Source organism: Nitratireductor indicus C115 (assembly GCF_000300515.1).
Lineage (GTDB): Bacteria > Pseudomonadota > Alphaproteobacteria > Rhizobiales > Rhizobiaceae > Nitratireductor > Nitratireductor indicus.
In genome coordinates this window covers 1-26,833 of the sequence record NZ_AMSI01000006.1, presented here as the reverse complement: position 1 = coordinate 26,833, position 26,833 = coordinate 1, and the positions used below count along the sequence as shown (strand labels likewise).

Below are 26,833 nucleotides of genomic sequence, written 5' to 3'. Positions count from 1 at the left end.
CGACGCGCTAATGCGGGCGGCGGGCTGTCGCGTCAGCGGTGAGTGCTTGTGCCTATTGGGAAAGGCGTTCCACGCTTTTCCGCGAGTTCGACCTGACGCTGGCGTTCGGCATAGCGGGCACGATCCTTCACGCTGCGCGTTTCGCAACAGTGCGGGCAGGAGACGCCTTCCTCGAATTGAGGAGAAGATCGTTCCTCAGGCGTCAGGGGATGCCGGCAGGCTCGGCACAGGGAGGCTTCCCCGATCTCAAGGCCGTGCCCCACCGAAACGCGTTCATCGAACACGAAACATTCGCCCTGCCACAGGCTTTCGGAGGAGGGCACTTCCTCCAGATATTTCAGGATGCCGCCCTTGAGGTGATAGACCTCCTCGACACCCTGCAGTTTCATGAAGGCGGTGGCCTTCTCGCACCGTATGCCGCCGGTGCAGAACATGGCGACCTTGCGTCCCTTGAGCCTGTTGAGGTTGCGTTCGGCCCAGGCGGGGAACTCGCGGAATGTCTCCGTGTGGGGATCTTCCGCGCCAGAAAACGTACCGATGGCGGTTTCATATGCGTTTCGGGTGTCTATCACCAATGTATCGGGGTCCGAAATCAGCGCGTTCCAGTCGGCCGGGTCGACATAGGTGCCGGCGTGGCGCTCGGGATCTATGCCCTCCACGCCCATTGTGACGATTTCCTTTTTCAGCCTGACTTTCATGCGATGAAAGGGGAGCGTTTCGGCGTGGCTGTATTTAACGTCGAGGCCCGAAAGGGCCGGGATCGCTTCCAGATAGGCAACAAGGCTGGAAACTGCGTCAGGCGTGCCGGCCACGGTCCCGTTGATGCCTTCGGCGGCCAGAAGAAGCGTGCCGCGAATACCGCGCTCGCAGCAGAATGCAGCAAGAGGCGCACGCAACGCCTCGTGGTCGGGAAGGGCTGCGAAGCGATAGAGAGCCGCAACGCGAACCGGTAGATCTTCAGGGGACGGAACCATAGGCGTCTCCTACGCTTGCGCGCTGCGCCTTGCAAGAAAAAGCAGTGCATCCGGGGATGGGCATGGGTGCTGCAATCCGCATCTTCCCTCTTTTGTCCCCGTCGATGCGGGGTTGGCGATGATGATGCATCATAACTGTTGCGAGGAAAGCCAATGCTTGCGCCGGATGCAGTGGAGACGATAACGCGGATGGCCCGCGAAGAAGGGGTGGAGGCAGCGTCGTTGCTCGCCATCATCCAGATAGAAAGCGGGGGCCGGGTTCACGCCATGATCGATGGCCGTGCCGAACCTCTGATCCGCTTCGAAGGCCATTATTTTGACCGGAGGCTTTCGGGAAGCATGCGTGAAAGAGCTCGCCTGGCAGGGCTCTCCTCCCCCAAGGCGGGCGGCATCGCCAATCCTGCAAGCCAGGCTGGGCGCTGGGCGCTTTTACGCCAGGCGGCCGCCCTCGCCCCGGATGCAGCCTATGAATCGGTGTCGTGGGGTGTCGGGCAGGTTATGGGGGCGCATTGGCGGATGCTCGGATATGACAATGTGGCAGCCCTTGTCGAGGAAGCCCGTTCGGGCCTTGCGGGACAGGCGCGGCTGATGCTGCGCTATCTGGAGAAAACGGGCCTGCGAGACGCCTTGGGGCGGCATGACTGGGCAGCGGTCGCGCGTGGATATAACGGTCCCGCCTATGCGGCGAATGGCTATGATCGCAAGCTTGCCCGCGCCTATAGAAGCTATGCTGCGGCGGGCGGCGACGCTGCCGGTGACAGGCTTGCTATCGGTATGCGGGGCGAGGCGGTGAGGGAGCTACAACTGCTACTTTCGGCTCAGGGATATCCGCTCGAACTGGACGGTATATTCGGTGTCCGCACCGCAGAGGCGGTGGAGCGTTTCCAACGGGAGCGTGGCCTTGCGGTGAGCGGCGAAACGGATGGTGCTACGATGGCGGCTCTTCGTGCGCGTGTGCCACTGGACGGGCTCGCCGGTTTTCTGTGGCGCTGGGCCGCCGGGATTCTACGTCGCTTCCGGATATGAGCGGGAGAAGCTGCCCTTGCGCCAAGGAAGTGAAATGTGCTCAAGAACGGTCGTTCCGTTCACGGCGTGCTTCTGAAGGAGACCGATCAGAATGAAAGCGGCAATGCAAAGGAAGCAGGATGCGCTGGAAGCTGTCCTTACGGGGCAGCCCGTCATTCCGGTGTTGAAGATCGACCGTCTTGCCGACGCGGTGCCGCTGGCACAGGCGCTGGTGCGCGGAGGGCTCCCGGCAATCGAGATCACATTGCGCACACCCGATGCCATCGATGCCATTCGCCTCGTCTGCGAGGAAGTGCCGGAAGCGATTGTCGGTGCGGGCACGATCCTCACCGGCAAGGATTTTTCCAGTGCGGTTTCGGCCGGCGCGCGCTTCATCGTCAGCCCGGGCATCACACAGGAATTGCTCGACGCGGCTTCGCTGTCTGAGGTGCCGTTCCTGCCGGGAGCCGCAACGCCCAGCGAGGTGATGGCCGCACGCGAGGAAGGATATCGTCTTTTGAAGTTCTTTCCGGCGGAGCAGGCTGGCGGTGCGCCTTTCCTCAAGGCACTTGCTTCGCCGCTCGCCACGATCCGCTTCTGCCCGACGGGCGGAATCTCCCCGAAGAATGTGGGGGACTATCTGTCCTTGCCGAATGTCGTCTGTGTGGGCGGGTCGTGGGTTGCACCCGACGCGGAAATCGCATCGGGTAACTGGCAGGCAATCGAGGAACTGGCCCGGCAGGCAAGCACCCTCAAAGCCTGATGCGCAGAACTTATGAACAACAAAAAAGCGGGGCTCTGGCCCCGCTTTTTTGTTTCACCGTCCGGTTTCTCAGTTGGTCCGGAACTTCGCCATGGAGAGGAAGTTCACGGCCTTGCCCGTGAAGCGGGTGGCGTCGGCGACCGTCTCCGTCTGCTGGAAGCCAGCGGTGTAGACGGCGTTGGGTGCGCGGACGAACTCGCTGCCGAATGCGGGCGGATGCGTCACATGGGTGGCCTCGGTCAGCATGGAGCGGCTGCTGAGGGCGCGGCGAGCTCCGTTATCGACCTTAGCCGCGACGACCATCGGTTGGGCTTCAGGAGTAACGTCTTTCGGTCCCGGCTTGGCGGATTTGCCGGTGCTGACGGAGCGGCTGGCCATGCGCAGGGCGCTCTGTTCGGCTTCGGCCTTGGCGAGCATCGCCAGACGCGGCGAAGCCGATACCGGGCGGGCTGCCGGCTCTGCTGCTGCCTGCGGGACGAAAGCTTCCTCATCCGCAGCTGCAAGGGTCGGCTTCTGGATCGTCTGTATCTGCGGGACAGGCGCGGGAACCGGCGCGGTTTCCTGAAGGGCGGCAACCGTGAAGTCCTGTGCGCTGCCCTGCTGCGGGCGATGCGTGGGAAGCGGCATATAGGCTGCCGTCGTGACGGGCTCATCCGGCTCGCTGTCGGCTTCCGCCAGCACACTGGCAATGGCATCCGGCGCTTCGGTGCGGGCGGACGCGATCTGGATCATGGCATCGCGCGTGGCGTCGTCGGCGGGCGCCGGCGTGTAGTTCGGGCGATGCGTGGGAAGCGGCACGTTGGAGGCAACCAGCAAAGTGGTGCTCTCTTCCTGAGCGGCCGGCGCCTCCTGGATGACAGGGCCGTTCTCGACCGGCTTGACCTGGAAGGGCAGGGATTCGCCGACAGCGACATCCGGGCGCGGCGCCGAACGCGGCAGCGGGAGATTTCTCTCAGGCAGCGCGGCGATGATCGTGGCAGGCGTTTCGGCCGGTGCAACGGGTGCTGCTGGAGCCGGCGCGGGCTGGACCGCCGGTGCAGCTTGCGGTGCAGGCGCTGCCTGACGGGGAGCGGGAGCCGCGGCCACCGCTACGTCGGCATTGTCCTCTTCCTCGTCGGCGCCGCCTCCGAAGAGGGCTGCCAGAAAGCCGCCGCCGCCCTTGCGGTTGCTGCCACCGGTGTTGTCGCGGGCGACCTGAACGGTACCGCCGCTGCGCTTGCGGGATTCATAGGCCGCGAGAGCCTGCTTGTAACCCGGCAGCGGCTTGCCATCCGTGGGGACATGGATGGTCTTGCCATCCGGGAACAGGGCCAGAAGCTCCTGCCGGCTCATGCGCGGCCAGTGGCGGACACTGCCAACATCAAGATGGACGAAGGGCGAACCCGAGCGCGGATAGTAGCCGACGCCGCCAGCCTGGAACTTCAGCGCGGTCGCGCGCAGCTTCGCAAGCTTGACGTCGGGCAGATAGAAGTCGATCGCCTTGCCGAGCATATGCTGGCTTTTCTTCGCGACGCCGCTTGAGCGGCTGCGCAGCATGGAATTGGTCGCGGGGGAGCGATATGCGGAGACGACGTGGATATAATCGCGCGAGCCGCTGGCCCGGTAGACTTCCCACAACAGGTCGAGAAGCTGCGGGCTCATCTTGGTCGGCTCGTTGCGCCGCCAGTCGCGCAGGAAACGGTTGACCTGCTTGAGGCCGCTGTCGATGTAGCGCCCGTTCCTCTTGAAAGTGATTTCGGCGCGTTCCTTCGTATGGATGAAATACAGCTTGAGCGTTCGCGTTTCGGCATGGGCTGCCGGTACGGCGACCGTCAGCGCTCCCATCGCAAGCATCAAACCGGCGAGCAGCTTCACTCCCGCGAGCGAAGGCAAGCGCCATCCCAATAGGTGAAGGTTACTTTGTCTCAAGATCCGTGGCCTTGTAGGCTTGATGAATGTCCCCCGAGCCTCTGCCCGGAACTACCTCGTCCCACTCTTCCGATTATCCAATCTAATGGTTAACCCGGTCTTATTAAAGCAGGAATGGGGGAAGAGGATGGCGATAACGTGGCAAAACGCGTCGAAACCACATGTGGTGAATGGTTTATTAAATGACGCTTTCGCGAGGCTTGCGCTTTTGAGCGGGGCAGGTGACCGAATCACACCTGCGGCCAAGGTTCAAATCTACGCAGAGACCATGTGGGCGAAGGGCTGGGAGGCGACACGCTCAGTCGTTCGCAGTGCCGGAAGGCGGTGCCTTGCCCGATGTGTCGAGGCCCATTTCATGCAGCTTGCGATAGAGCGTTGACCGGCCGATGCCAAGCCTGCGAGCCACCTCGCTCATCTGGCCGCCATAATGTTCGATGGCAAGTCGGATCACGTCCTGCTCTATAGCGCCCATCGGGCGAATGTTGCCGCTTTCGTCGATCACGCGCAGGAAATCGGTTTGCGAAGTTGGCTCAAGCGTTGTGCTCGTATGTGTCTCCCGCGGATTTGAGGCCGGCTCCGCAACGGGAGGCGTGGAGGTCGCATCGTCGACGGATATTCCCTCCACCTGAGCTCGAATCTGGGGGAAGTTAACGCTGCCAAGCATCCCGCTTTCGCAAAGGACGACGGCGCGGAAGACGGCATTCTCGAGCTGGCGGACATTGCCCGGCCAATCGTGCGCGGCAAGAAGCGCAAGGGCATCGGGGGAAATCCCGGTGACGCGGTTCTGGTGCGTGTGGGCGAAACGCGCGATAAAGTTCTGAACGAGAAGCGGAATATCCTCGCGACGGTCCCGCAGTGGGGGCACCATTATCGGGAAGACGTTGAGCCGGTAGAACAAATCCTCGCGGAAGCGCCCTTCCTTCACGCGCCGTATGAGATCGTGATTGGTTGCGGAGATGAGACGAATGTCGACGGTGCGCGTGGCGCGACCGCCGACGGGATCGACTTCACCCTCCTGCACGGCGCGCAGCAGCTTGACCTGTACATCGAGCGGCAGATCGCCGATCTCGTCGAGGAACAGGGTTCCTGTGTCCGCATCAACGAATTTGCCGGAGCGCTTTTCGGTGGCGCCGGTAAAGGCGCCCTTCTCATGCCCGAACAGGATGCTCTCGACAAGCGTGTCGGGAATTGCTCCGCAATTGACCGTGACGAAAGGCTTGCGCCTGCGGTCGCTCGCCCCTTGAATGGCGCGCGCGATCAATTCCTTGCCGACACCGGATTCTCCTTCGATCAGAACGGGGATGTTCGTCGCAGAGGCCTTGCGCGCCAGTTCAATAGCGCGGCGCATGGCTGGGCTGTTGGTGGTGATGTCGCGGAACGAGAAGGTTTCTTTGCGCTTGTCTTCGTGGTTCTGCCGGCTTTGCATGGCCGCGACCTTGAGCGCGCCGGCGATGGCGCCTGCCAGACGAGCGGGAGCGACCGGCTTGACGATGAAATCGAAAGCGCCGGCCCGCATGGCTTCAACGGCGGTATCGATGCTGCCGCGCGAGGTCTGGACGATAACGGGCAGCGGGTTGCCGCTGTCGCGTAGCCGGTCAAGCACTTCAATACCCGTCATTCCAGGCATCATCAGGTCGAGAATGACGGCGCGCGTGTCGGGCTGGGTGCGGTCCAGGAGGTGGAGCGCGTCAGCGCCATTCTCGGCGAGAAGCGGCGTGTGGCCGAGTTTTTCGACCGCAGCCTGAAGGAGCCGGCGCTGCACCGGGTCGTCGTCGACTATGAGAATGGCTTCAGACATGTCGCATTTGTGCAATGGTCTCTCGATATCCCGTCCGCCGGCTGCGAACGGGGTGGATCATCATCGCATAGGCTTCTAAACAAGGGTTCAAGGATTCCGGTGAACGAAATCTTTCGTTTCGGCTCTGGCCGGACGAAGCAAGCATGACGAGGACCTTTCATGGCCCAATTTCAGGGTAGCCGCGGTTTCGCAGCGGCAATCGACACGGCTCTGGCTGCAAATGAGAACACCAATGGGCTGGGCGACCTGCCCGAGTGGAACCTCGGCGATCTTTATGCCGCACCTGACGCTCCGGAATTGAAGAGCGATCTGGAGCGTGCGGCGAAGGATGCCGCCGCCTTCGAAGCCGAGTGGAAAGGCAAGCTCGCCGAAGAGGCAGGCAAGGGCGCCGACGGGCGCCTCGGAGAAGCGGTCGCCGCCTATGAAACGCTTGAGGAACTGATGGGGCGCATCGTGTCCTATTCGGGGCTTCTCTACGCGGGGGATACCTCCGATCCGGTACGGGCCAAGCTTTATGGCGATGTGCAGGAGAAGCTGACCGATGCGAGCGCGCATCTCATCTTCTTCACACTGGAAATGAACAATATCGAGGACAAGGTTCTGGAGGCGGCGCTTGCCGCCGATGAAAGGCTTGCGCATTACAAGTCATGGGTTCTCGATCTGCGGCGTGATAAGCCTTACCAGCTGGAAGACCGTATCGAGCAGCTTTTCCATGAGAAGTCCGTGACGGGGCGGGGCGCCTGGAACCGGCTTTTCGACGAGACGATGACCAGTCTGCGCTTCTCGGTCGACGGTGAGGACCTGGCGCTGGAGCAGACACTCAATCTGCTTCAGGATGCCGATGGCGAAAAGCGCCGCCGCGCTGCCGAGGCGCTGGCCGATACGTTCCGCAACAATCTGCGCGTTTTCACGCTCATCACCAACACGCTCGCCAAGGACAAGGAGATCTCCGACCGCTGGCGGGGCTTCGGGGATATTGCTGATTCCCGCCATTTGGCGAACCGTGTCGAAAAACCGGTTGTCGATGCCCTGGCGAAGGCCGTGCGAGAGGCCTATCCGCGGCTTTCGCACCGGTATTATGCGATGAAGGCGAAATGGCTCGGCATGGAAAAGCTGTGCCACTGGGATCGCAATGCGCCGCTGCCGGAAACGCCGCAGGCAGTGATTGGCTGGGACGATGCGAAGAAGACCGTGCTCGATGCCTATGGCGCTTTTGCGCCGCAAATGGCCGAAATCGCGCAGCGTTTCTTCGACCGAAACTGGATCGATGCGCCGGTGAGGGCTGGCAAGTCACCGGGGGCGTTTGCCCATCCCACCGTGCCCTCGGCGCATCCTTATCTCCTGCTCAACTATCTGGGTAAGCCGCGAGACGTGATGACGCTTGCCCATGAAATGGGGCATGGCATCCACCAGGTGCTGGCTGGCAAGCAGGGCGCGCTGATGGCCCCGACGCCACTCACACTTGCCGAGACAGCCTCGGTTTTCGGCGAGATGCTGACCTTCCGCTCCCTGCTCGCCAAGACCACGGAGCCACGCGAGCGCAAGGCGATGCTGGCGCAGAAGGTGGAGGACATGCTGAACACGGTCGTCCGCCAGATTGCTTTCTACGAATTCGAACGCAAGGTGCATTCCAGGCGTCGCAGCGAGGGTGAACTGACCTCTGACCAGATCGGCGCATTGTGGCTTGAGGTTCAGGCCGAGTGTCTCGGGCCGTCCGTGCAATTGCGCGAGGGATATGAAACCTTCTGGGCCTATATCCCGCATTTCATCCACTCGCCCTTCTATGTCTATGCCTATGCCTTCGGGGATTGCCTGGTGAATTCGCTTTTTGCCGTCTACCAGCAGATGCCGGACGGCTTCCAGGACAAGTATTTCGCGATGCTCGAGGCGGGTGGAACCAAGCATCATTCCGAGCTTCTGAAGCCATTCGGGCTCGATGCGGCCGATCCCGATTTCTGGAGCAAGGGCCTGTCTGTGATCGAAGGGCTGATCGACGAGCTGGAAATGCTCGACGGTTGATGCGACGCAGGATCGAGGGAGGTCCCTCGGGAAAACGCGACGCAGCTCATCCCTTTGTTTTATATGCATCGTTGCGGTGCGGGTGATTCCACCCCGCCGCGCGATGCTCTGGCGAGGGTGCAACGGTGCGCGAAGGCTCCATTCTGTTTCGCAATGACGCGGAAGGCCGGGAGACGGTGTTTTCCAGGCCGCGCGCTCTCCTGCGTGCCGAAGATGAGGATGCCATGCTGGCGGCGTTCGAGGCCGCCGACCGCGCGCGCCACGGCGGCTGCTGGGTGGCGGGCTATGTCTCCTATGAAGCCGGTTATCTTCTTGACCCCAAATTGCGGCCGAACCTGCCGAAGGAGAGGAATGGGCCGCTGCTGTGCCTGGGTATTTTCGATCCACCGGAAGAGCGCGAAAGCAGCACGCACGCCGATCCCGACGGCGCTGTTTTGAAGGATGCCAGACCCCTTTGGAGTCTGGTTGACTACCGGGAGCGCTTCGAGCGGCTGCATGCGCATCTGATGGCCGGAGACTGCTATCAGGCGAACCTGACCTTCCCGGTTTTCGCACAATGGGAAGGCACGCCTCTCGGCCTGTTCGATGCTCTTGGGAGCCGCCAGCCGGTGCGCTATGGCGCGGTGGTCGATCTCGGCTGGCCGGTCATCGTGTCCCGTTCGCCCGAGCTCTTCTTCCAGGTGTCGCGCGACGGTTGGATCGAGGCGCTTCCGATGAAGGGAACGGTGCGGCGCGGAGCGACGAAGGAAGAAGACGAGGCATTGCGCGAATTCCTGCGCAACGACCCGAAGAATCAGGCCGAGAACCGGATGATCGTCGATCTTCTTCGCAATGACATTTCGCGCATCAGCGAAGTCGGGACGCTGGATGTGCCGGAGCTCTTCCATGTCGAAAGCTATCCGACCGTGCATCAGATGGTGAGCAGGGTGCGCGCGCGGCTTTCGGGTGCGCCTTCACTGAAAACGCTTTTCTCAGCCCTCTTTCCCTGTGGTTCGGTGACCGGTGCGCCGAAAATCCGCGCAATGGAGATATTGCAGGATCTGGAAGGATGCCCGCGCGAGGCCTATTGCGGGGCCATTGGCTGGGCTGCCCCCGATGGAAGCATGCGTTTCAGCGTTGCGATACGCACGATATCGCTCTTTGAGGACGGTCGTGCGGTCTACAATGTGGGGGGCGGAGTGGTGCTCGATTCCGACGCGCAATCCGAATATCAGGAAGCGCTTCTGAAGGGGCGTTTTGCGGCTTTCGACAACAACCTCGGGTGAGGAGGAGTGACCATGTTCTTCGTTTCGCTGACCTATCGGGTACCGCTCGAAGAGGTGGAGCCGCATATGGCCGGCCATATGGAATGGCTGAAGAAATATTATGATGCCGGAGTGTTCATGGCTTCCGGGCGCAAGGTTCCGCGCACGGGTGGCGTCATTTTTGCACGTGGAGAACGGGCGGTGCTGGAAGCCTGTCTCGCGGAAGACCCGTTCGCCATCCACAAGCTCGCCGATTGTGAGATCGTCGAGTTCAGCGTTTCCACGGCCATTCCAGGGATGGAGGCGCTGAAGAGCTGAGACTGGGGCCGGGGCGCCGGCCCCTGCGGCGGATTTGCGCTTTATTGTGACACCGTTATGTGTTTTGACGCTTGGGTGTTTGGTTGCAGAGAGGCGCAAAATGGCTCAGAACGACTGGCCTATCCATGGTGAAATCACCGGCCCTATCGTCATGATCGGCTTTGGCTCGATCGGTCGGGGAACCCTGCCGCTGATCGAACGTCATTTCAAGTTCGACCGCGCCCGCATGGTGGTGATCGACCCGGTGGATACCGACCGCAAGTTGCTCGACGAGCGGGGCATCAGGTTCATTCAGAGCCATATCACCAAGGACAATTACAAGGACGTTCTCAAGCCGCTTCTGACGGAAGGCGAGGGACAAGGCTTCTGTGTGAACCTGTCGGTCGACACGTCCTCTCTGGACATCATGAAATTGTGCCGCAAGCTCGGCGTGCTTTACATCGACACGGTGGTCGAGCCGTGGGCCGGCTTCTATTTCGATGCGGATGCGGACAATGCATCGCGCACCAATTATGCGCTGCGCGAGACTGTGCGCCAGGAAAAGGCGAAGAATCCCGGCGGCACGACTGCCGTTTCCACCTGCGGTGCCAATCCGGGCATGGTTTCCTGGTTCGTCAAACAGGCGCTGGTCAATCTTTCGAAAGACCTGAAGCTCGGGCTCGACGAGCCTGCGCCCTACGACCGCGAGGCATGGGCCAAGTTCATGAAGAAATGCGGTGTGAAGGGTATTCATATCGCAGAGCGCGATACCCAGCGGACCAAGAATCCGAAGCCGATGAACGTGTTCTGGAACACCTGGTCGGTCGAAGGTTTCATCGCTGAAGGGGTTCAGCCGGCGGAACTAGGCTGGGGCACGCATGAGAAATGGATGCCCAAGAATGCCCGCAAGCAGAAGAAGGGGCATAAATCGGCGATCTTCCTGGAACAGCCGGGGGCCAACACGCGTGTGCGCACCTGGTGCCCGACGCCGGGCGCCCAATATGGCTTCCTCGTCACGCACAATGAGTCCATTTCCATCGCTGAATTCTTCAGCGTGAAGGACAAGAAGGGCGAGGTGACTTACCGCCCGACCTGTCACTACGCCTATCACCCTTGCGATGACGCGATGCTCTCCCTGGATGAGCTGTTCGGAGCAGGTGGCAAGGCGCAGCCCGTGCAACATGTGCTCGATGAGAACGAGTTGGTGGACGGCGTCGACGAACTGGGCGTTCTTCTCTACGGCCATGACAAGAATGCCTATTGGTATGGGTCGCAGCTTTCTCTTGAGGAAGCGCGCGAGCTTGCTCCCTATCAGAATGCGACGGGTCTTCAGGTTACTTCCGCCGTTCTGGCCGGTATGGTCTGGGCCTTGGAAAATCCCGAAGCCGGTATCGTCGAGACCGACGAGATGGACTACCGGCGCTGCCTCGAAGTGCAGTTACCCTATCTGGGGCCGGTGAAGGGGCACTACACGGATTGGACCCCGCTTGAGGGCAGGCCGGGGTTTTTCCCCGAGGATATCGATGAATCCGACCCGTGGCAGTTCCGCAACATTCTCGTGCGCTAATTGTTATAAGGCGCGCAGTGCTTGCATTGACGCCAAAATCGGGTGATTGAATCTGAACCGTCCGGACCGCGCGGCGTGGCCGGATGGTTATTCCCAACGCGACAACCGCCGGATTTTCCGGCGGAGCAGAGGAGGCGGGCATATGACGGCACACAAGATTCTTATCCGCACGCTCGGCGGTGCAGCCCTGGTTCTGGCTCTGGCCGGTTGTCAGACAGAAATGGGCGGCGGCCCGCGCATGGCGCGCCAGACCGGGGTCGAAGGTCAGTGGACAGATCAGCAGGGAGTAGGCATTTCAACCTTCTCAAGCGGCCGGTTCACCTCTATCGCAAGCGATACGAGAAACAAGCTTTCTGAAGGGACCTACGTCAATAAATCTGGAAACAGCGTCGAAATTTCAATGACTTCGTTGGTTCGGCAGACCACCACCAAGGTCAATTGTTTGTTGGTTTCTCCGGATCGCATGAACTGTACGAACGCTTCTGGACAGAATTTCGTTCTGACGCGTAGCGGCCAGACCTCCTAAACCCCGCCTCTTCAGGGGAGGTGCTGTATGCTGATCGCGCTGGCCGCCATTTTGTTGCTCGGCGCGATCCTGCTTCCGCAGGTCTGGGTGCGGCACGTATTCGCCCGGCATGCGCATGAGCGCGCGGATATTCCGGGCACCGGCGGTGAACTTGCCCGGCATCTCATCGAACGTTTCAAGCTGGATGGCGTCAGCGTTGAACAGACCGAACAAGGCGATCATTACGATCCCGCCGAAAAGGCCGTGCGCCTTTCCAGCGACAACTACGCCGGGCGGTCCCTGACTGCTGTCGCGGTGGCCGCCCATGAGGTCTCCCATGCCTTGCAGGACGCTTACGGCGAGCGCTCCTTTCGGGTTTGGCAGCAACTCGCTTCGCTGGCGCGGGTGACTGATCGCATGGCGGGGGTCTTCTTCATCGCCGCACCGTTTCTGGCCATTCTCGCCCGAACGCCCCTTGCGCTGGTGGCGCTGATCGGCGCTGGCATTGCGCTTCTTTCCGTGCGGGTGATCGTGACGCTGGTGAGCTTGCCGCTCGAATTCGATGCGAGTTTTTCAAAGGCCCTGCCGATTTTGCGGCAGGGTAGCTATGTGGCTGACAACGATATGCCGGCGGTGCGTTCCATCCTGCGGGCTGCTGCCTTCACCTATCTGGCTGCATCGCTGATGTCGCTCGTCAATCTTGCCCGATGGGTGCGAATGCTGCGATAAATCCGAAAACACGCCGGGGAGGATCCATGGCTGAGCATTTCGACGCATTGGAAACGCGCGATCCGGTGGAACGCGAGAAAGACTTCTTTTTGCGCCTGCCGGGTTTCCTGAAGGAAGCAACGGCAAAGGTGAAGGGGCTTTCGGAATGGCTCTCCGGTCATGACCTTTCTTCACTGACCGACCGGGCGGCGCTGGCACGGCTCCCCGTCTTGCGTAAGCCCGAACTGCTCGAGAGGCAGCTTGCGCGACCGCCCTTTGGTGGCTTCGTCAATCCCGATGCACTGAACGGAGCTCGCGCCTTCATGTCACCCGGTCCAATCTGGGAGATCCAGGGGGCAGGGGCCGATCCATGGCAGGCGGCGCGCGCCTTCTTTGCTGCGGGAGCGCGGCCTGGCGACCGGGTGCACAATGCTTTTTCCTATCACATGACGCCGGGCGGTTTCATGCTGGATACGGGGGCGCGGGCGCTTGGCTGCACCGTGTTTCCCGCCGGCACCGGCAATACGGAGATGCAGGTGGAGGCTGCCGCTGCCCTGCGCCCACAGGTTTTCGCGGGAACGCCCGATTTCCTGAAAATCCTTCTTGATCGCGCGGAGCGGGAGGGCGCGGACCTGTCTTCCTTCCGCATAGGCTTGGTCTCGGGCGGCGCTCTCTTTCCTTCCCTCAGGGAGGAATATCGCAATCGCGGCATCACGGTGATGCAGTGTTACGCTACCGCGGAATTCGGCATTATCGCCTATGAGGCGGTGGGGTCCGACGGGCTGCCCTTGCCGGGGATGGTGGTTAACGAGAACCTGCTTGTGGAGATCGTGCGGCCGGGGACTGACGATCCGGTGCCGGAGGGAGAGGTCGGCGAAGTCGTGGTGACCTGTCTCAACCCCGCCTATCCGCTGGTCAGGCTGGGGACGGGCGACCTCTCTGCGGTTCTGCCGGGGCAGAGCCCATGCGGGCGCACCAACACCCGCATCAAGGGTTGGATGGGCCGTGCCGACCAGCGTACGAAGGTCAAGGGCATGTTCGTCGATCCCAAGCAGATCGCCGAACTGCTCAAGCGCCATGCCGATATCGAAAGGGCCCGGCTAGTGGTGATCCGTGACGGGGCGACCGATGCGATGGTGCTGCATGCGGAAGCCATCCGGGGAGGGACCCCCGATGTCGGGGCGCTTGAGGCAAGCCTGCGCGAAATCACCAAAATCGGCGGCAAGGTGCGGATCGCGGAGCCCGGCTCCCTGCCGCGCGACGGCAAGGTGATCGCCGATGAGCGGGATTACTCAGACTAAAGCATAATGCCGTTGGGCAGGTGTTGCTTGATTTCGCGAGAGCGGTGTCTCAGGATGCCGGAAATGCTGCGATAAGGAACCCGTGGGCACGGGCGATTGCCGCGTCCCACGAAACCCAGCAGCTGGTGGCGCCATGTCGCCGGGCGGTCTATCGGGGGATGGACCCATCATGTCAGTGGAGGAAAATGCATGAAACTTTTGATCGGTACTCTTTCCGCGCTCGCTCTCACCGCTCTGGCGACCCAGGCGCAGGCGCAATGCGACGATGGCGAGATGGTCATCAAGTTCAGCCATGTGGTGGCCGACAAGGGGCACCCGAAGGGCGATGCGGCGCGGCTTCTCGCTGAGCGTGTCAACGAGGAGATGAACGGGACGGCCTGTATGGAAGTGTTCCCGAATTCGACCCTTTATGACGACGACAAGGTGATGGAAGCCCTGCTTCTGGGCGACGTGCAGCTTGCCGCTCCGTCGCTCGCCAAATTCGAAGCCTATACACTCAAATATAGGCTGTTCGATCTGCCTTTCCTCTTCCCCTCGCTCGATGCGGTGAACAAGTTCACCACCTCCGATGACGGCAAGGCCCTGCTCAAGGTCACGGAAGACGAAGGCTATACGGGGCTGGGTTTCTGGTCGTCGGGGCTCAAACAATTCTCCGCCAACAAGCCGCTTCTGGAGCCGCAGGATGCTGCGGGCCTCAAGTTCCGCGTGCAGACCTCGGATGTGGCTGTCGCCATGATCGAGGCGATGGGAGCGTCCGCCCAGAAGCTCGCCTTCAAGGAAGTCTACGGTGCCTTGCAGACCGGCGTTGTGGACGGACAGGAAAACAGCTGGTGCAACACCTACACTCAGAAATTCTTCGAGGTGCAGGATGGAATCAGCGAAACCAACCACCAGCTTCTCGCCTATCTGCTCGTGACTTCGACCGAGTGGCTGGAGGGCCTCGATCCGGCCGTTCGCGACCAGTTCCTGAAGATTGCGGAAGAAGTCACCCAGAAGGCAAACGAGGATGTGGCCGCGCAGGAAGCAACCTGCCGCCAGAACATCATCGACGCGGGTGGCAAGATTCGCGAACTCACGCCCGAGCAGCGCGCGAAATGGGTTGAGACCATGAAGCCCGTCTGGGCGAAGTTCGAAGGCGATATCGGCAAGGATTTGATCGATTCCGCCGTGAAGAGCGGCTCCTGAGCTGACGATGGCGGCGCGGAAAGCTTCTTTCCGCGCCGTGCTTCCTGACCGGGAAGTTCTGTCGGCCTTTCGGAGGAGACGTTCATGGTCCTGTTGTGGCCCGTCGCGGGGCTTGTCGCGCTTGTAATCCTTTTGTTCGCGCTGGAACGGCGCTTTCCCGACACCGTCGGACGGTTCGAGGAAAATGTGCTGGCGCTCCTTCTGGCAGCGATAACCTTTGTTTCCTTCACCCAGGTCATCGCGCGCTATGGCTTCAACAGCGGTTGGGGCGGGGCGTTGGAGCTGACCCGCATTCTCTTTGCCTGGATGATACTGTTCGGTATGGGGTATGGGGTGAAGCAAGGCATTCATCTGGGGGTCGATGCCTTTGTGCGCATGATGCCTTCGGGCCTGTTCCGTATCGTCGCGATCTTCGGAGCTGTGTGCGTCTTTCTCTACGCCTTCATTCTGCTTTATGCGGCGTGGCTCAGCTTTTTCGGGGCACCCGTCTCCACCAATTGGCGGCAGACAGGAGCCATCGGCTACTGGAAATTCATGTTCGACCGGGGCACCGGGCTCGACGATCTGCGCTATCCGCTCTGGATGCAGGATGCGTTCGGTCTTCAGGACCGGGTGCAACGATGGGTGGCGTATCTGATGCTGCCGATCGGCCTGGCGCTGCTCGCCTTTCGCGCCTTACAGGGCGTCGTTGCCATTGCGAAGGGCCAGCGCGAGATGATCATCGCCAGTCATGAGGCGGAAGACCTCGTTGCCGAAAACAAAGACGCGCTGAAGGAGTAGGCGGAGATGGAACCGGCAATTCTCTTCGTTCTCGTTCTCTTGCTGCTTTTCCTGGGCGTGCCGGTGGCGGTTTCGCTTGGCCTTTCCTCACTACTGATCATCGCGTTCTTCTCGAACGATTCGGTCTCCTCGGTGGCGCTACAGCTTTTCACTGCGGCGCAGAACTATACGCTTCTTGCAATCCCCTTCTTCGTGCTCGCCTCGGCGTTCATGTCGACGGGCGGCGTTGCCCGCCGCATCATCCGCTTCGCGATTGCCGCGGTCGGCCATTTTCGCGGCGGGCTTGCCATGGCCTCGGTGCTGGCTTGCATGATGTTCGCGGCTCTTTCCGGCTCCTCGCCAGCAACCGTCGTTGCGATCGGAACCATTGCCATCGCCGGCATGCGCCAGGTGGGGTATTCGAAGGATTTCGCAGCAGGCATCATTGCCAACGCAGGAACGCTCGGCATCCTCATCCCGCCGTCCATCGTCATGGTGGTCTATTCGGCTGCCACCGACGTCTCGGTGGGCCGCATGTTCCTGGCGGGCGTCGTTCCGGGCATTGTCGCCGGCCTCATGCTGATGGTTGCCATCTACGTGATGGCCCGCATCCGAAACCTGCCGGCGGAGGAGTGGAAGGGCTTTGGCGAAATACTCGAGGGTGGCAAGGAAGCCGGCTGGGGCCTGTTCCTGATCGTCATCATTCTTGGCGGTATCTATGGCGGTGTCTTCACGCCCACCGAGGCGGCTGCCGTGGCGGCGGTCTACGCGTTTCTGGTCGCTCTCTTCGTCTATCGCGACATGGGGCCGATGAAAGGAGTGCGCTGGGTGGAGGCGCGCGACGGCGACCGTGCGCGCATCGGTTTTTCCGCAAGCGTCTATGGGCTCGCCTTCTTCTTCATCTGGATGATCCTCACTTTCTTCCTCACCTCCGAATGGGAGAATGTGACGCTTGCAGGCCGCGCATGGACAGGGCTTGCAGCCTCGCTGGCCATCATGATCGCCTATGCGCTGTGGCGTGGCGGCGAGGCCGGGATTGCCGGCTTGCCGGGCCTGCTCGTGGCTGGTCTGCCTATCTGGCGGCGCAATCTCGCTTTGATGGCGCGCAATTTCCTGCGGGCCTTCTTCAATGAGGAAACTCGCAAGACGACGGTGGATGCCGCGCGAACCACGGTGATGTTGATGTTCATCATCGTCAATGCGCTTCTCTTCGCCCATGTTCTGACGGCAGAGCGCATTCCTCAGACCATCACCAGCGTGATGGTGGATGCCGGGTTTACGTGGTTTACGTTCCTGATCGCGGTGAACCTTCTGTTGCTTCTGGGCGGGCAGTTCATGGAGCCGTCGGGCCTTCTCCTGATCGTCGCGCCGGTGGTGTTTCCCATCGCGATGGAGCTTGGGGTGGACCCGATCCATCTCGGCATCATTATGGTGGTGAACATGGAAATCGGCATGATCACCCCACCTATCGGGCTGAATCTTTTCGTGACGAGCGGAATTACGGGAATGAGCCTCATTCAGGTGGTTCGCGCGGCTGCCCCCTTCGTGCTGGTGCTGTTCCTGTTCCTCATCATCGTGACCTATGTTCCGGTCCTTTCCACCTGGCTTCCCTATAGCCTGATGGGGCCTGAAATCATTGCGAGATAGGTTCAATTCGAGGCTTTGCGTTAAGTAAACGTTAACGATTTCGGGCTTAGCATCTGGAGGTCGGATCGGCTTTTCCTCCTCCCAAGCACGGTTCGAACGGGGCGACCGCAGACCAGGGTCGCCCCGGGCCATTTCCCGGAACATCCGTTCATTCTTGCGGCGCAGCGCCTATCGGCGCTGGCGCACCGGCGATGGTCCCGCTGGGCCTTGGTGGCTCCACGCTTTCATGCTCTTTCAGATAAGAGACATAAAACGGAGGGGCATATGTCCGTCGATCTTTCCCATTGGGCCGAAAGGCCACGGCCTGCACGCGAGGCGCTTGTCGGGCGTACGGTGCGCCTGGAGCCGCTCAGTGCGCCCAAACATGGCGAGGGGCTTTACGCGGTGTCGACGGTCGCGGATGCCGACGAGCGCTTCCGCTGGCTCATGGAATATCCGCCGCGCAGTCGGGGCGAGTTCCAGCTCTGGCTCGAAAAGGCGGAGGCAAGCACGGATCCCTTGTTCTACACGGTCATTGATCAGGAAACGGGAGCCATAGGCGGGCGGCAGACGCTGATGCGTATAGACCCTGTCAACGGATGCATCGAAGCGGGCAATATCTATTGGGGGCCGGGCCTCTCGCGAACCATCGGGGCGACGGAAGCGCTGTTTCTATTCGCGCGGCATGTGTTCGACAATCTGGGTTACCGACGCTTCGAATGGAAATGCAATGCGCGCAATGAGCCTTCCAGGCGCGCCGCGACACGCTTTGGGTTTACCTATGAGGGAACCTTTCGCCAGCACCTCATTGTGAAGGGCGAGAACCGGGACACGGCGTGGTTTTCAATACTCGACAGCGAGTGGCCTGCGCTGAAAAGTGCATTTGACGCATGGCTCGATCCGTCCAATTTCGATAAGGAAGGCAAGCAGAAGAAACGGCTTGAGACCTTCCGGGGTGGAGCCGGTGCAAACGGGTAGAGGCATTTGACGGATAATCGCAAGTCGGCCATCGCGGCCGCCATCATCCTGATCGGTTTCGGCATCGTGGCATATCTCATGCCGCGGATCGTGCTCGCGGTGGGGGATTATTCCACCGTGGCCGCGGCGGCCGTGGCGGTGGTCTTCGTTCTCGGCTTCTTCATGATCTTCTGGCTGCGCGCCCGGGTACAAAAAAGACGGGATTGAACCCGCCCTTTCGTCGCGGTGACCTGCCGATCCAGGTCAGGCGGAGAGGCTTGCCGCCAGAAGCGCGATGCCGAGCAGCATCACCATCAGCGCCCCGCCAATTTCGATCACATGACCGACTGCGGCACCGAAGCCGTTGCCGCCTGAAATCGCGACGGCCCAGTTTTTCGCCGTTACGGCAAGTGTCGCCAACACGGAAACCGTGATGGCCGTGCCGATCGACATGGCGATCACCGACAGGATGCCACCGAGCCAGAGACTGTTGAGAAAGGCGAAGGTCAGGACGATCAGGGCGCCGGAGCATGGCCTGATGCCGACCGCGGCGACAGCAGACGCTGCGGTTTTCCAATCGAGCCTATCCGCTGTCAGCATGGAAGGATCCGGCGCATGGGCGTGGCCACAACTGGGGCAGACCTCGCCCGGCGCATGATGGTGGTGCTCATGGGCGTGTTCATGGCTATGCTCGTGGGCATGGTCATGATGATGATCGTGTCCGCAGGCATGTCCGTGATCGTGTGCGCAATCGTGATGGTCGTGCTCATGCTTGTGCTCGTGAGCATGCTCATGATGATGGGGCTCTGCTCCTGCGTGGGCGGCGGAAAGACTGTGCATCGGCATCTCGGCCGGTGCGGGGCGCCAGAAAAACTGCCGGATCTTGGTCCATAGAAGCCAGGCGCCGAACAGGGCAATCAGGCCGAAACTCACGCTTTCCAGAAACCAGGTGGCCTTGGTCATGGAGATCGAGGTGCCGCGCAGGGCCAGGAAAACGAGGCTCATCAGCACGATGGCCGTCAGTCCCTGCAAAAGGGCTGAGGCGAAAGAAAGAAGGACACCGCGCCTCAACGCCACTTCATTGGCAAGCATGTATGAGGAGATGACTGCCTTGCCATGGCCGGGGCCTGCTGCATGAAACACGCCATAGGCAAAGGAAAGGCCGATCAGCATCCACAGGCCGCTGCCGTCCTCGCGCATGCTTTTCAGCGCGCCCGTCAGCGAGCGGTAGAAAGCCTGTTGTTCCGTGTTGATCCATTGGAGGATGCCGGCAAAGGGGCCGACAGGCCGAATTGCAGGCTCAGCCGCGCCGATGCCGAGGGAACTTTGCGCCAGAGCGGCCCCGGCTGCCAAAGTGACGAGGGAGATGACGGCAATGGCCAAAAGCGTATGGCCCCGGTGCTTGTGCATAAATCGCTTATCCTTGGCAGGTCACTTCCAGGCGCGTGGCGAATATCTTGCTCATGTCGTTGCCGGTCGGATCGTTGAAGAACGCGTCCGTCAATGTGCTCTGGTTTTGTGCAATGGCTTCGTCCGGATCGGGTCGGACGACGCTGCGTTGGCAGCCTGAGGGCAGGCCATCCACGGCCATATATTCGTCTTCAGTGAAATCGATAGCCGTGTAGAAGGTCGGGTCATAGACCCCGAAATCGACCGTTCCCTTCAGGGGGAGGGCATCTTTGGGCTTCGATTCGAAAAGGATGATGAGCTGGTTGTCGACGAAGTCCGCGATGAGCTTATCGGGCGCCTGCATGGCGACATCCTTGCCGTCCCGCGTGACAAGCTGGAAATAACCGAAATCCGCCAGCGAGGCATAGACGGTGTCGGCAACATCCTTCAGCTCGTCCGCATCGAGCTTCATGTCGCCATTCTTGTCGAACTCGACCAGAACCGTGCTCGAAAAGAGATCGTCGAAGCGCCACACATGATGCAATGCGGCGACATTGTCATTCTCGACGGTCACGTCGAGGCGCGCTTCGGCAAAGACATGGGGATGGGAATAGGCGTCGGCCTGGAAGAACAATGCGACCATGCCTGCGGCTGTCGCGGCGGTGAGTGCTCTTCCCTTGCGCATGCAAACCCCTCAGCCTCGTACCCAGAATATTGTGAAGTCAGATGATTTCACCTGACGCCCGCACAATGCGGAGAACGACAAGACAGAGCATACCCCGGCTCCCCAAAAGGATGCACCTCGCCCTGAAGCTGTCTTTACGACAAAGCCGGCGGAATTTGGACCATGCAAACTAAGTTGAGGGACAATTTTCCTTCAACCACCGTGCAAGATAATCGACGAGGGCGCGAACCTTGGCCGGGAGATAGCGCCGGTGGGGGTAGACTGCGTAGATGCCGGTGTCGTTGGGGCAGTGCTTTTCGAGGATGGGGACGAGCTGGCCCGATTCGATTTCGGGCGCGGCGATGAAGTCCGGAAGGACGGCGAAGCCCAGGCCTGAAAGTGCGGCGGTGCGCGCTGCGAGCGGCGAATTGACCTCTATGCGCCCCGTGACGGGAACGCTGATCGTTTCTCCATTGTCATCGCGGAAAGGCCAGTTCTGACGATAGCGGCTGTTGGTGTCGACGATACATGGCAAGTGGGTCAGCTCATGCGGGGCAGCCGGCGTTCCATGACGCTCCAGCACCTCCGGCGAGGCGCACAGGATCACGCGGAAAGGGGCAAGCCTTTTGGCGATCAGGGAGGAATCGGCGAGCTTGGTGATCCGGATCGCAAGGTCGAAGCCTTCTTCGACGAGATCGACAAACCGGTCGTCGAGATGAATCTCAAGCGTGATGTCGGGGTTTTCCTTGGCGAAGTCTATCAGCGACTGGCCTATCGGGGCGTCGGCATAGGAGCGGGGAGCCGAGAGCTTGATGCGCCCGCGTACGTCGCCGGACGACCGGCGCACCACATCGGCAAGGTCGTCTATATCGCGCAGGAGCTCGACCGCGCGGGCGAAATAGGTGTGGCCGGCTTCGGTCAGGGACAATTGTCTCGTCGTGCGATTGAGAAGCAGGGCGCCGAGCTCATCTTCGAGCTCGCGGACATATTTCGACATGAGGGCCTTCGAACGGCCAACCTTACGGGATGCGGCGGAAAATCCCTCTGCTTCCACCACGTCCACGAATGCTCGCATACGGCTCAATGTATCCAAGAGGGTATCCTTCAGGTTCAGGCCAGAATGGCAGCAGCAAGCCTGATGAGCTGTCTGTCGCTGCCGGCGGGGGCGAGGAGCGAGATGCCGAAAGGCGCCTCATGCACCCTGCCCAATGGAATGGTGATCTGAGGCCATCCAAGCATGCCGGCCAGGGCGCTAAGGGGCGCGGTCAGGCTGCGATAGCTGTCCAGTTCCGCTGCCGTTGCGCTTTTCATGGGGGCTGCCGTCGGTTGCGTCGGCATGATGAGAACCATGTCGTCGTCAAACAGTGCGGCAAAGTCCTGGATGAAATTCGCACGCGTTCCGCGCGCCATATCGAAAGCCGACCTGTCGATGCGGCTTGCCGCCTCGAAGCGCTCCTTCACGCCGGGGCCGAGCTTGGGTTCAGCGCGGGTGATGAAGTCGCCATGGGTCTGCCAGGCTTCATAGGCCTGCAATTCACGGAAAGCGGCGGTGAGCCGCTCGGGCGCAAGGGGAAGTGCGAGGAACGCGGGTTGCCGTTCGAACTGATGAAGCACCTTCCCGAGCATGCCGGCATAGACGCTGCGTTCGGCCTCGCCGAAAAGGCAGGCCTCGAGTTCGGCGATGCGCACGGGCCGGGTCAGTGGAGCCTCGTGCGGATCCTCACCCAGCAAAAGTTCGCCGACTTTGGCGTAGGTTGCCGCATCGCGCGCGAACCAGCCGAACGTATCGAAGGATGGCGCGAGAGGCATTGCGCCCTGCAATGGGATGCGCCCGTGAGTGGTGCGCAAACCGATAAGGCCGCAAAAAGATGCAGGAGCGCGGATGGAGCCGTTGGTGTCCGAGCCGACCGCAATGTCGGCAAGGCCGCCGGCCACGGCCGCGGCTGAACCGGAGGAAGACCCTCCGGTGACGCGTTGCGGGGCTGCGCGGTTGACCGGGGCCGGATAGTGGGCGTTCATGCCCATCATCGAATAGGTGAGTTCGTCCGTCTGTGTCTTCCCGATAAAGCGGGCGCCGGCATCGAGCAGGATTTGCACTGCGCTGGCCGTTTCGCCTGCGGGAGGGAATTCCTTGAGCCGGGAGGGTTGTCCGCCGACCGTCGGATAGCCGGCAACATCGAAGATGTCCTTGACACCGAGCGTCGTTCCCGCAAGTGGCCCGTCCGCTGAATTCGCAACCGGCACATCCTCGTAATCGAGGAAGGCATTCAACGCATCGCGTGTCGTCATTGTTGTTTCCCGCTCTCGTTTGGGCAAAGGTCGTGTGTCGACAAAGTTTTTTCAAGCGCACAAAAAATTTCATTGATTGTGACACGCAACGCGCCTATATCCGCGCTTGCCCAAAGTCGCACGTGCCTGTGGGTGTCCGCCGGACCTCGAAATGGCGAGGAAACCGGTACGGTACCTGGACCTAACCGCTCCAGTCGATCTTACGGCCAACCGCTAGATCGAGGACATCTTGAAGCAACGACGGTGCGGGCCTTTCTGGTGTCTGCCGGCTGTCCAAAAGCCGGGGTTACTGAAGAGGCACACCTTCATTGCCGGCAGTGCGGTTGGGGTCTCCCATACCAAAGCTGAGGCAGACAAAGCGCGTATTCGCCGCAAGGCGGGAACGCATCGATGCGCGTCCTCGCACAGCCTGGTTCCGGTGCTCTCCACCTGCCGGATCGCTGGTGTGCATGCCGCGCCCTTTGTCCACCGCGGATGAATGGCTCTCATCCGCAGATTTGAGCTTCAGCGACGCGGCCGTAGATGCCGCACCATGGAGAGACATGATGGCAACGCAGCGCATCCTCGATTTCCTTGCCACCCGACGTCCCGAAGGCCCGTGCCTGGTCGTCGATCTCGACGTCGTGCGTGAAAATTACTGCGCTTTTGAAAAGGCGCTGCCCGATTCCAGGATTTATTATGCCGTGAAGGCCAACCCGGCGCCGGAGATCCTGCGCCTTCTGGCCCAGCTCGGTTCGTCCTTCGATACGGCCTCGGTGGCCGAGATCGAAATGGCCCTCAATGCCGGCGCCACCGCCGACCGCATTTCCTTTGGCAACACGATCAAGAAAGAGCGCGATATCGCACGCGCCTTCGATCTGGGTATCCGTCTCTTCGCCGTGGACAGCGTCGAGGAAGTGGAGAAGATTGCCCGCGTTGCACCCGGCGCCCGCGTGTTCTGCCGCGTTCTGACCGATGGCGAGGGGGCGGACTGGCCGCTGTCGCGCAAGTTCGGCTGTGTGCCGGAGATGGCTGTCGACGTGCTGCGCCAGGCGCGCGCCCTCGGCCTTGATGCCTACGGCGTGTCCTTCCATGTCGGCTCGCAGCAGACCGATCTGACCGCATGGGACCGGGCTCTGGCCGATGCGCGTCGTGTGTTCGCCGCTCTTGCAGAAGAAGGCATCGTTCTGCGCATGGTGAACATGGGCGGCGGTTTCCCGACCCGTTACCTGCGGGACGTGCCTGCCGCTCAGGCCTATGGCCAGGCGATCTTCACGGCGCTGCGCAAGTATTTCGGCAACCGTATTCCCGAGACGATCATCGAGCCGGGCCGCGGCATGGTGGGCAATGCCGGCGTCATCAAGTCGGAAGTCGTGCTGATCTCCAAGAAGGCCGACAACGATAATGTGCGCTGGGTCTTTCTCGACATCGGCAAGTTTGGCGGTCTGGCCGAGACGATGGACGAGGCGATCCGTTATCCGTTGCTGACACGTCACGACGGCAGCGAAACCGCACCTTGCGTTTTGGCCGGGCCGACCTGCGATTCTGCGGATGTGCTCTATGAGAAGACGCCTTATCCGCTGCCTCTTTCGCTGACCATTGGCGATGAGGTGCTGATCGAGGGAACGGGCGCCTACACCACGACCTATGCCTCGGTCGCCTTCAACGGGTTCGAACCGCTCCGATCCTATGTGATCTGAGCGGGACAGGCCCGCCGTTGACGCCACGCCGCGCGGGAAATTTCCGCGCGGGGATTGCATCGCCGGCTTGAAGGAATGCCGACATGAAAAATGCTCTGGCTGAGGGCGCGTTCGCGCCTGCCTATTTCATTGCACAGGAGACCGAGCAGGATTTTGCCGAGCGCGAGGCTCTGCTTGATCGTGCCATGGGGCCGAAGCGCAAGCGCAAATCGTCCGAGAAGCTGCGTCGTGGCCGGTTACCCGCGGCCGGGCTCGCCTTTGTCGCGCGCGACAAGGAGGGGCGGCTGATCGGTACGGTGCGTCTCTGGAACGTCTCGCTCGGGGTTGACGGTTCCGCCGCGCTTCTTCTCGGACCGCTCGCCGTTGACGCCTCTTCTGAAGGATGCGGTGTCGGCGGTAGCCTCATGCGGCATGCGATCGCGGAAGCGGCGCGGCTCGAGCATCGGGCTATTCTTCTGGTCGGAGATGCTCCTTATTACGAGCGCTTCGGATTCAACGCCGCGCATACGGCAGCGCTTTCCATGCCCGGGCCGTATGAACGGCATCGCTTTTTGGCGCTGGAGCTTATCGCCGGCGCGCTTGAAGGGGCCTCCGGGTGTCTTTTCCCAGCTGGCCGTCGTGAGAAATCGCGCCGCGCGGTTCGCAAGCTTGCGGCCGCCTGAAAAGGGCAGGGGGATGTATCCCGGCGCCGCGCGGCGCCGGGATACATCAGGTTTTCGGTTGTCTTTTTAGGAAGGCCGGTCGTTTTCGAATGCGACCTGAAAAAAAGCCGGCGCGTTTACGCGGGCTCTTATGGCTTTAGAGAATCTGGCTGAGCTGCATGGCGACGGACATGTCGCCCTCGACCTTGAGCTTGCCCTGCATGAAGGCAGCGGTCGGGGAAAGTTCTCCAGCAATCATGGATTCCAGATCGTCCTTGGAGAGACTGATCGTGCAGTCGGCCGGGCCGTCCTGCGTGGAAACGGAAGAGCCGTTGATGGTGATGACGCCGTCACTGCCGCAATTGAGTTTCACTGAATTGTCGAAGCCGGTTTCGGCGACTTTCGTCTTTATCTTCTCGGCGAGTGCTTCCATTCCCGATTCATCTCCTGGTGTGGTCATTGAGGGCAATGCGAGGGGTGCTGTTGCACAGAAGCCCGTCGCAGCTTCAGGCAGCTAGCCATGGAAGCAGGATCAGGTCAATGATCCTCTGGCTGCGGTTCTGCCCGTCGGCGAACGCTCTTCGCCTCCCGCCGTTTCGCAGTCGCTGCCGAGAAGCAGGTCGAGCAGGCTGATGAGATGATCTCGATTTTCCTCTCCTCCAAGGCGCTTCACGATCCTTGCCTCATGCTGCTTCCACAACTCGGTCATCTTGGTGACGAACAGATTGCCCTTCTCCGTAAGATGAAGAGAGTGTGACCGGCGATCGATATCGCCCTTGCGGCGCTCTGCCAGACCTCGATTTTCGAGGCAGTCCATCAGCGCGACGAAGTTCGCCCGCTTGATGCTGAGCTGCTCGGCGATGTCGGTCTGCTTTTGTCCGGGGTTCGAGGCAATCAGCGCCAGAACGGCGAATTCCGTCGGCCTCAGCTTGAGGGCCGCGAAGGTTTCATGAAAATCCTGGAAGACGAGCAATTGAGCTCGCCTCAGCTTGTGGCCGATGGCAGTGGCAAGAAGCGGTAAATTCGCCTCTACTCCGCTGGGGCGGAGCACAGCCATGCATTCCTCATCGGCGTCCGATGAAATACCGAAATTGATATTGGGATGCGTCATAACTAATCAAACTCTCCAAAAAACTATTTCGGTCTTGAAGCCACCTCCCGCCTGGGCGACCGTGAATAAATCACAATATGACCGTTTCCAGGCATCACCTTTATGCCTTGATGAAATATCAAGATCAACACCTGTATGCATATTAAACGGTATATAATTGGACAAGAATAAGGCGCTTAATCTGTTATTTAAACTGTATTTTCCGACATTAATGTTATGTTCCATTTTATATTTATTTTTAATGTTTACATTCTGAATATTTGATTGAGTCTGCTTCAAATGCTGCTCCCCGATGGTTTCCTCTGAGCGTGTGGATGTCACAAATAAGGAGGATTGGGGTGTAAGCGGCTGTGGAAAAAGGTTTTTCGCCGGCGAAAGCCTTGTGCCGAAAGGCTTTCGGGGCGCGGTGCGATTTTCGTCAAAAAAACTTAGAAAATGTCGTTG

Annotated in this window: 26 protein-coding genes; 16 read left to right on the top strand and 10 right to left on the bottom strand. The window is 60.7% G+C overall.

The window, feature by feature from the left end; translation table 11 throughout:
* Nucleotides 1–32 precede the first annotated feature (32 nt).
* A complete protein-coding gene (gene trhO, locus NA8A_RS10060) occupies nucleotides 33–974 on the bottom strand; it encodes an oxygen-dependent tRNA uridine(34) hydroxylase TrhO (RefSeq protein ID WP_009450336.1) in 942 nt (313 codons plus the stop codon).
* A gap of 153 nt (nucleotides 975–1,127) precedes the next feature.
* Between trhO and NA8A_RS10055 the strand changes: the two genes are divergently transcribed.
* Nucleotides 1,128–2,000 (top strand): N-acetylmuramidase domain-containing protein, encoded by an 873-nt coding sequence (locus NA8A_RS10055; RefSeq protein ID WP_009450335.1) that lies wholly within the window; start codon nucleotides 1,128–1,130, stop codon nucleotides 1,998–2,000.
* 103 nt (nucleotides 2,001–2,103) lie between these two features.
* Nucleotides 2,104–2,742, top strand: coding sequence for a 2-dehydro-3-deoxy-phosphogluconate aldolase (locus tag NA8A_RS10050; RefSeq protein ID WP_009450334.1), 639 nt, complete (start codon nucleotides 2,104–2,106; stop codon nucleotides 2,740–2,742).
* Between the two features lie 69 nt (nucleotides 2,743–2,811).
* Here NA8A_RS10050 and NA8A_RS10045 read toward each other — a convergent pair whose 3' ends face one another.
* Together NA8A_RS10045 and NA8A_RS10040 are read right to left on the bottom strand one after the other, a co-directional pair.
* Nucleotides 2,812–4,575, bottom strand: a complete 1,764-nt coding sequence (locus NA8A_RS10045; protein WP_040672385.1) for a peptidoglycan L,D-endopeptidase MepK — start codon at nucleotides 4,573–4,575, stop codon at nucleotides 2,812–2,814.
* 373 nt (nucleotides 4,576–4,948) lie between these two features.
* A complete protein-coding gene (locus NA8A_RS10040; RefSeq protein ID WP_009450332.1) occupies nucleotides 4,949–6,448 on the bottom strand; it encodes a sigma-54-dependent transcriptional regulator in 1,500 nt (499 codons plus the stop codon).
* A 159-nt stretch (nucleotides 6,449–6,607) separates the two neighbouring features.
* Here NA8A_RS10040 and NA8A_RS10035 point away from each other — a divergent pair, with 159 nt between their 5' ends.
* The 12 genes from NA8A_RS10035 to NA8A_RS09980 all read left to right on the top strand — a co-directional run bounded on the left by NA8A_RS10035 (nucleotide 6,608) and on the right by NA8A_RS09980 (nucleotide 18,844).
* Complete coding sequence (locus NA8A_RS10035; RefSeq protein WP_009450331.1) at nucleotides 6,608–8,467, top strand: M3 family oligoendopeptidase; 1,860 nt, start codon at nucleotides 6,608–6,610, stop codon at nucleotides 8,465–8,467.
* 125 nt (nucleotides 8,468–8,592) lie between these two features.
* Nucleotides 8,593–9,732 (top strand): aminodeoxychorismate synthase component I, encoded by a 1,140-nt coding sequence (locus tag NA8A_RS10030; RefSeq protein ID WP_009450330.1) that lies wholly within the window; start codon nucleotides 8,593–8,595, stop codon nucleotides 9,730–9,732.
* A gap of 12 nt (nucleotides 9,733–9,744) precedes the next feature.
* The gene (locus tag NA8A_RS10025; protein ID WP_009450329.1) at nucleotides 9,745–10,029 is read left to right on the top strand and encodes a YciI family protein; all 285 of its coding nucleotides are present in this window, start codon (nucleotides 9,745–9,747) and stop codon (nucleotides 10,027–10,029) included.
* Nucleotides 10,030–10,129: 100 nt separating this feature from the next.
* A complete protein-coding gene (locus NA8A_RS10020; protein WP_009450328.1) occupies nucleotides 10,130–11,575 on the top strand; it encodes a homospermidine synthase in 1,446 nt (481 codons plus the stop codon).
* Nucleotides 11,576–11,717: 142 nt separating this feature from the next.
* On the top strand, nucleotides 11,718–12,101 hold the full coding sequence (omp10, locus tag NA8A_RS10015; protein ID WP_009450327.1) for an outer membrane lipoprotein Omp10: 384 nt from the start codon (nucleotides 11,718–11,720) through the stop codon (nucleotides 12,099–12,101).
* A gap of 27 nt (nucleotides 12,102–12,128) precedes the next feature.
* Nucleotides 12,129–12,809 carry a zinc metallopeptidase gene (locus tag NA8A_RS10010; protein ID WP_009450326.1) on the top strand — a complete coding sequence of 227 codons (681 nt, stop codon included), beginning with the start codon at nucleotides 12,129–12,131 and terminating at the stop codon, nucleotides 12,807–12,809.
* 26 nt (nucleotides 12,810–12,835) lie between these two features.
* Entirely contained in the window at nucleotides 12,836–14,089 is a 1,254-nt protein-coding gene (locus NA8A_RS10005) for a phenylacetate--CoA ligase family protein (RefSeq protein WP_009450325.1), read from the top strand.
* Nucleotides 14,090–14,278: 189 nt separating this feature from the next.
* Nucleotides 14,279–15,274 carry a DctP family TRAP transporter solute-binding subunit gene (locus NA8A_RS10000; protein ID WP_009450324.1) on the top strand — a complete coding sequence of 332 codons (996 nt, stop codon included), beginning with the start codon at nucleotides 14,279–14,281 and terminating at the stop codon, nucleotides 15,272–15,274.
* 84 nt (nucleotides 15,275–15,358) lie between these two features.
* The gene (locus NA8A_RS09995) at nucleotides 15,359–16,054 is read left to right on the top strand and encodes a TRAP transporter small permease (RefSeq protein ID WP_009450323.1); all 696 of its coding nucleotides are present in this window, start codon (nucleotides 15,359–15,361) and stop codon (nucleotides 16,052–16,054) included.
* 6 nt (nucleotides 16,055–16,060) lie between these two features.
* Nucleotides 16,061–17,680 carry a TRAP transporter large permease gene (locus NA8A_RS09990; protein ID WP_009450322.1) on the top strand — a complete coding sequence of 540 codons (1,620 nt, stop codon included), beginning with the start codon at nucleotides 16,061–16,063 and terminating at the stop codon, nucleotides 17,678–17,680.
* A gap of 264 nt (nucleotides 17,681–17,944) precedes the next feature.
* Nucleotides 17,945–18,637, top strand: a complete 693-nt coding sequence (locus NA8A_RS09985) for a GNAT family N-acetyltransferase (RefSeq protein WP_009450321.1) — start codon at nucleotides 17,945–17,947, stop codon at nucleotides 18,635–18,637.
* A gap of 6 nt (nucleotides 18,638–18,643) precedes the next feature.
* Entirely contained in the window at nucleotides 18,644–18,844 is a 201-nt protein-coding gene (locus NA8A_RS09980) for a hypothetical protein (protein WP_009450320.1), read from the top strand.
* Nucleotides 18,845–18,880: 36 nt separating this feature from the next.
* On the opposite strand, the gene NA8A_RS09975 is transcribed toward NA8A_RS09980, so the two are convergent.
* From NA8A_RS09975 to NA8A_RS09960, 4 genes are all read right to left on the bottom strand, one after another.
* A complete protein-coding gene (locus tag NA8A_RS09975; protein WP_009450319.1) occupies nucleotides 18,881–20,026 on the bottom strand; it encodes a nickel/cobalt transporter in 1,146 nt (381 codons plus the stop codon).
* Nucleotides 20,027–20,033: 7 nt separating this feature from the next.
* Complete coding sequence (locus tag NA8A_RS09970; protein ID WP_009450318.1) at nucleotides 20,034–20,690, bottom strand: DUF1007 family protein; 657 nt, start codon at nucleotides 20,688–20,690, stop codon at nucleotides 20,034–20,036.
* Nucleotides 20,691–20,859: 169 nt separating this feature from the next.
* The gene (locus NA8A_RS09965) at nucleotides 20,860–21,762 is read right to left on the bottom strand and encodes a LysR family transcriptional regulator (protein ID WP_009450317.1); all 903 of its coding nucleotides are present in this window, start codon (nucleotides 21,760–21,762) and stop codon (nucleotides 20,860–20,862) included.
* 17 nt (nucleotides 21,763–21,779) lie between these two features.
* Nucleotides 21,780–22,958: an amidase gene (locus NA8A_RS09960; RefSeq protein ID WP_009450316.1), complete on the bottom strand. Its 1,179-nt coding sequence runs from the start codon at nucleotides 22,956–22,958 to the stop codon at nucleotides 21,780–21,782.
* A 545-nt stretch (nucleotides 22,959–23,503) separates the two neighbouring features.
* On the opposite strand from NA8A_RS09960, the gene odc2 reads away from it, so the two are divergent.
* Together odc2 and NA8A_RS09945 are read left to right on the top strand one after the other, a co-directional pair.
* Nucleotides 23,504–24,637, top strand: a complete 1,134-nt coding sequence (gene odc2 / locus NA8A_RS09950) for an ornithine/lysine decarboxylase (RefSeq protein WP_009450314.1) — start codon at nucleotides 23,504–23,506, stop codon at nucleotides 24,635–24,637.
* Between the two features lie 83 nt (nucleotides 24,638–24,720).
* Nucleotides 24,721–25,299: a GNAT family N-acetyltransferase gene (locus tag NA8A_RS09945; protein WP_009450313.1), complete on the top strand. Its 579-nt coding sequence runs from the start codon at nucleotides 24,721–24,723 to the stop codon at nucleotides 25,297–25,299.
* Between the two features lie 136 nt (nucleotides 25,300–25,435).
* Here NA8A_RS09945 and NA8A_RS09940 read toward each other — a convergent pair whose 3' ends face one another.
* The 3 genes from NA8A_RS09940 to NA8A_RS25375 all read right to left on the bottom strand — a co-directional run.
* Nucleotides 25,436–25,711: an SCP2 sterol-binding domain-containing protein gene (locus NA8A_RS09940; protein WP_009450312.1), complete on the bottom strand. Its 276-nt coding sequence runs from the start codon at nucleotides 25,709–25,711 to the stop codon at nucleotides 25,436–25,438.
* A gap of 99 nt (nucleotides 25,712–25,810) precedes the next feature.
* Entirely contained in the window at nucleotides 25,811–26,335 is a 525-nt protein-coding gene (locus NA8A_RS09935) for a MarR family winged helix-turn-helix transcriptional regulator (RefSeq protein ID WP_240532769.1), read from the bottom strand.
* Nucleotides 26,336–26,395: 60 nt separating this feature from the next.
* Nucleotides 26,396–26,833 (bottom strand): hypothetical protein (locus NA8A_RS25375; RefSeq protein WP_210161243.1); only part of this gene is annotated, 438 nt, incomplete at its 5' end.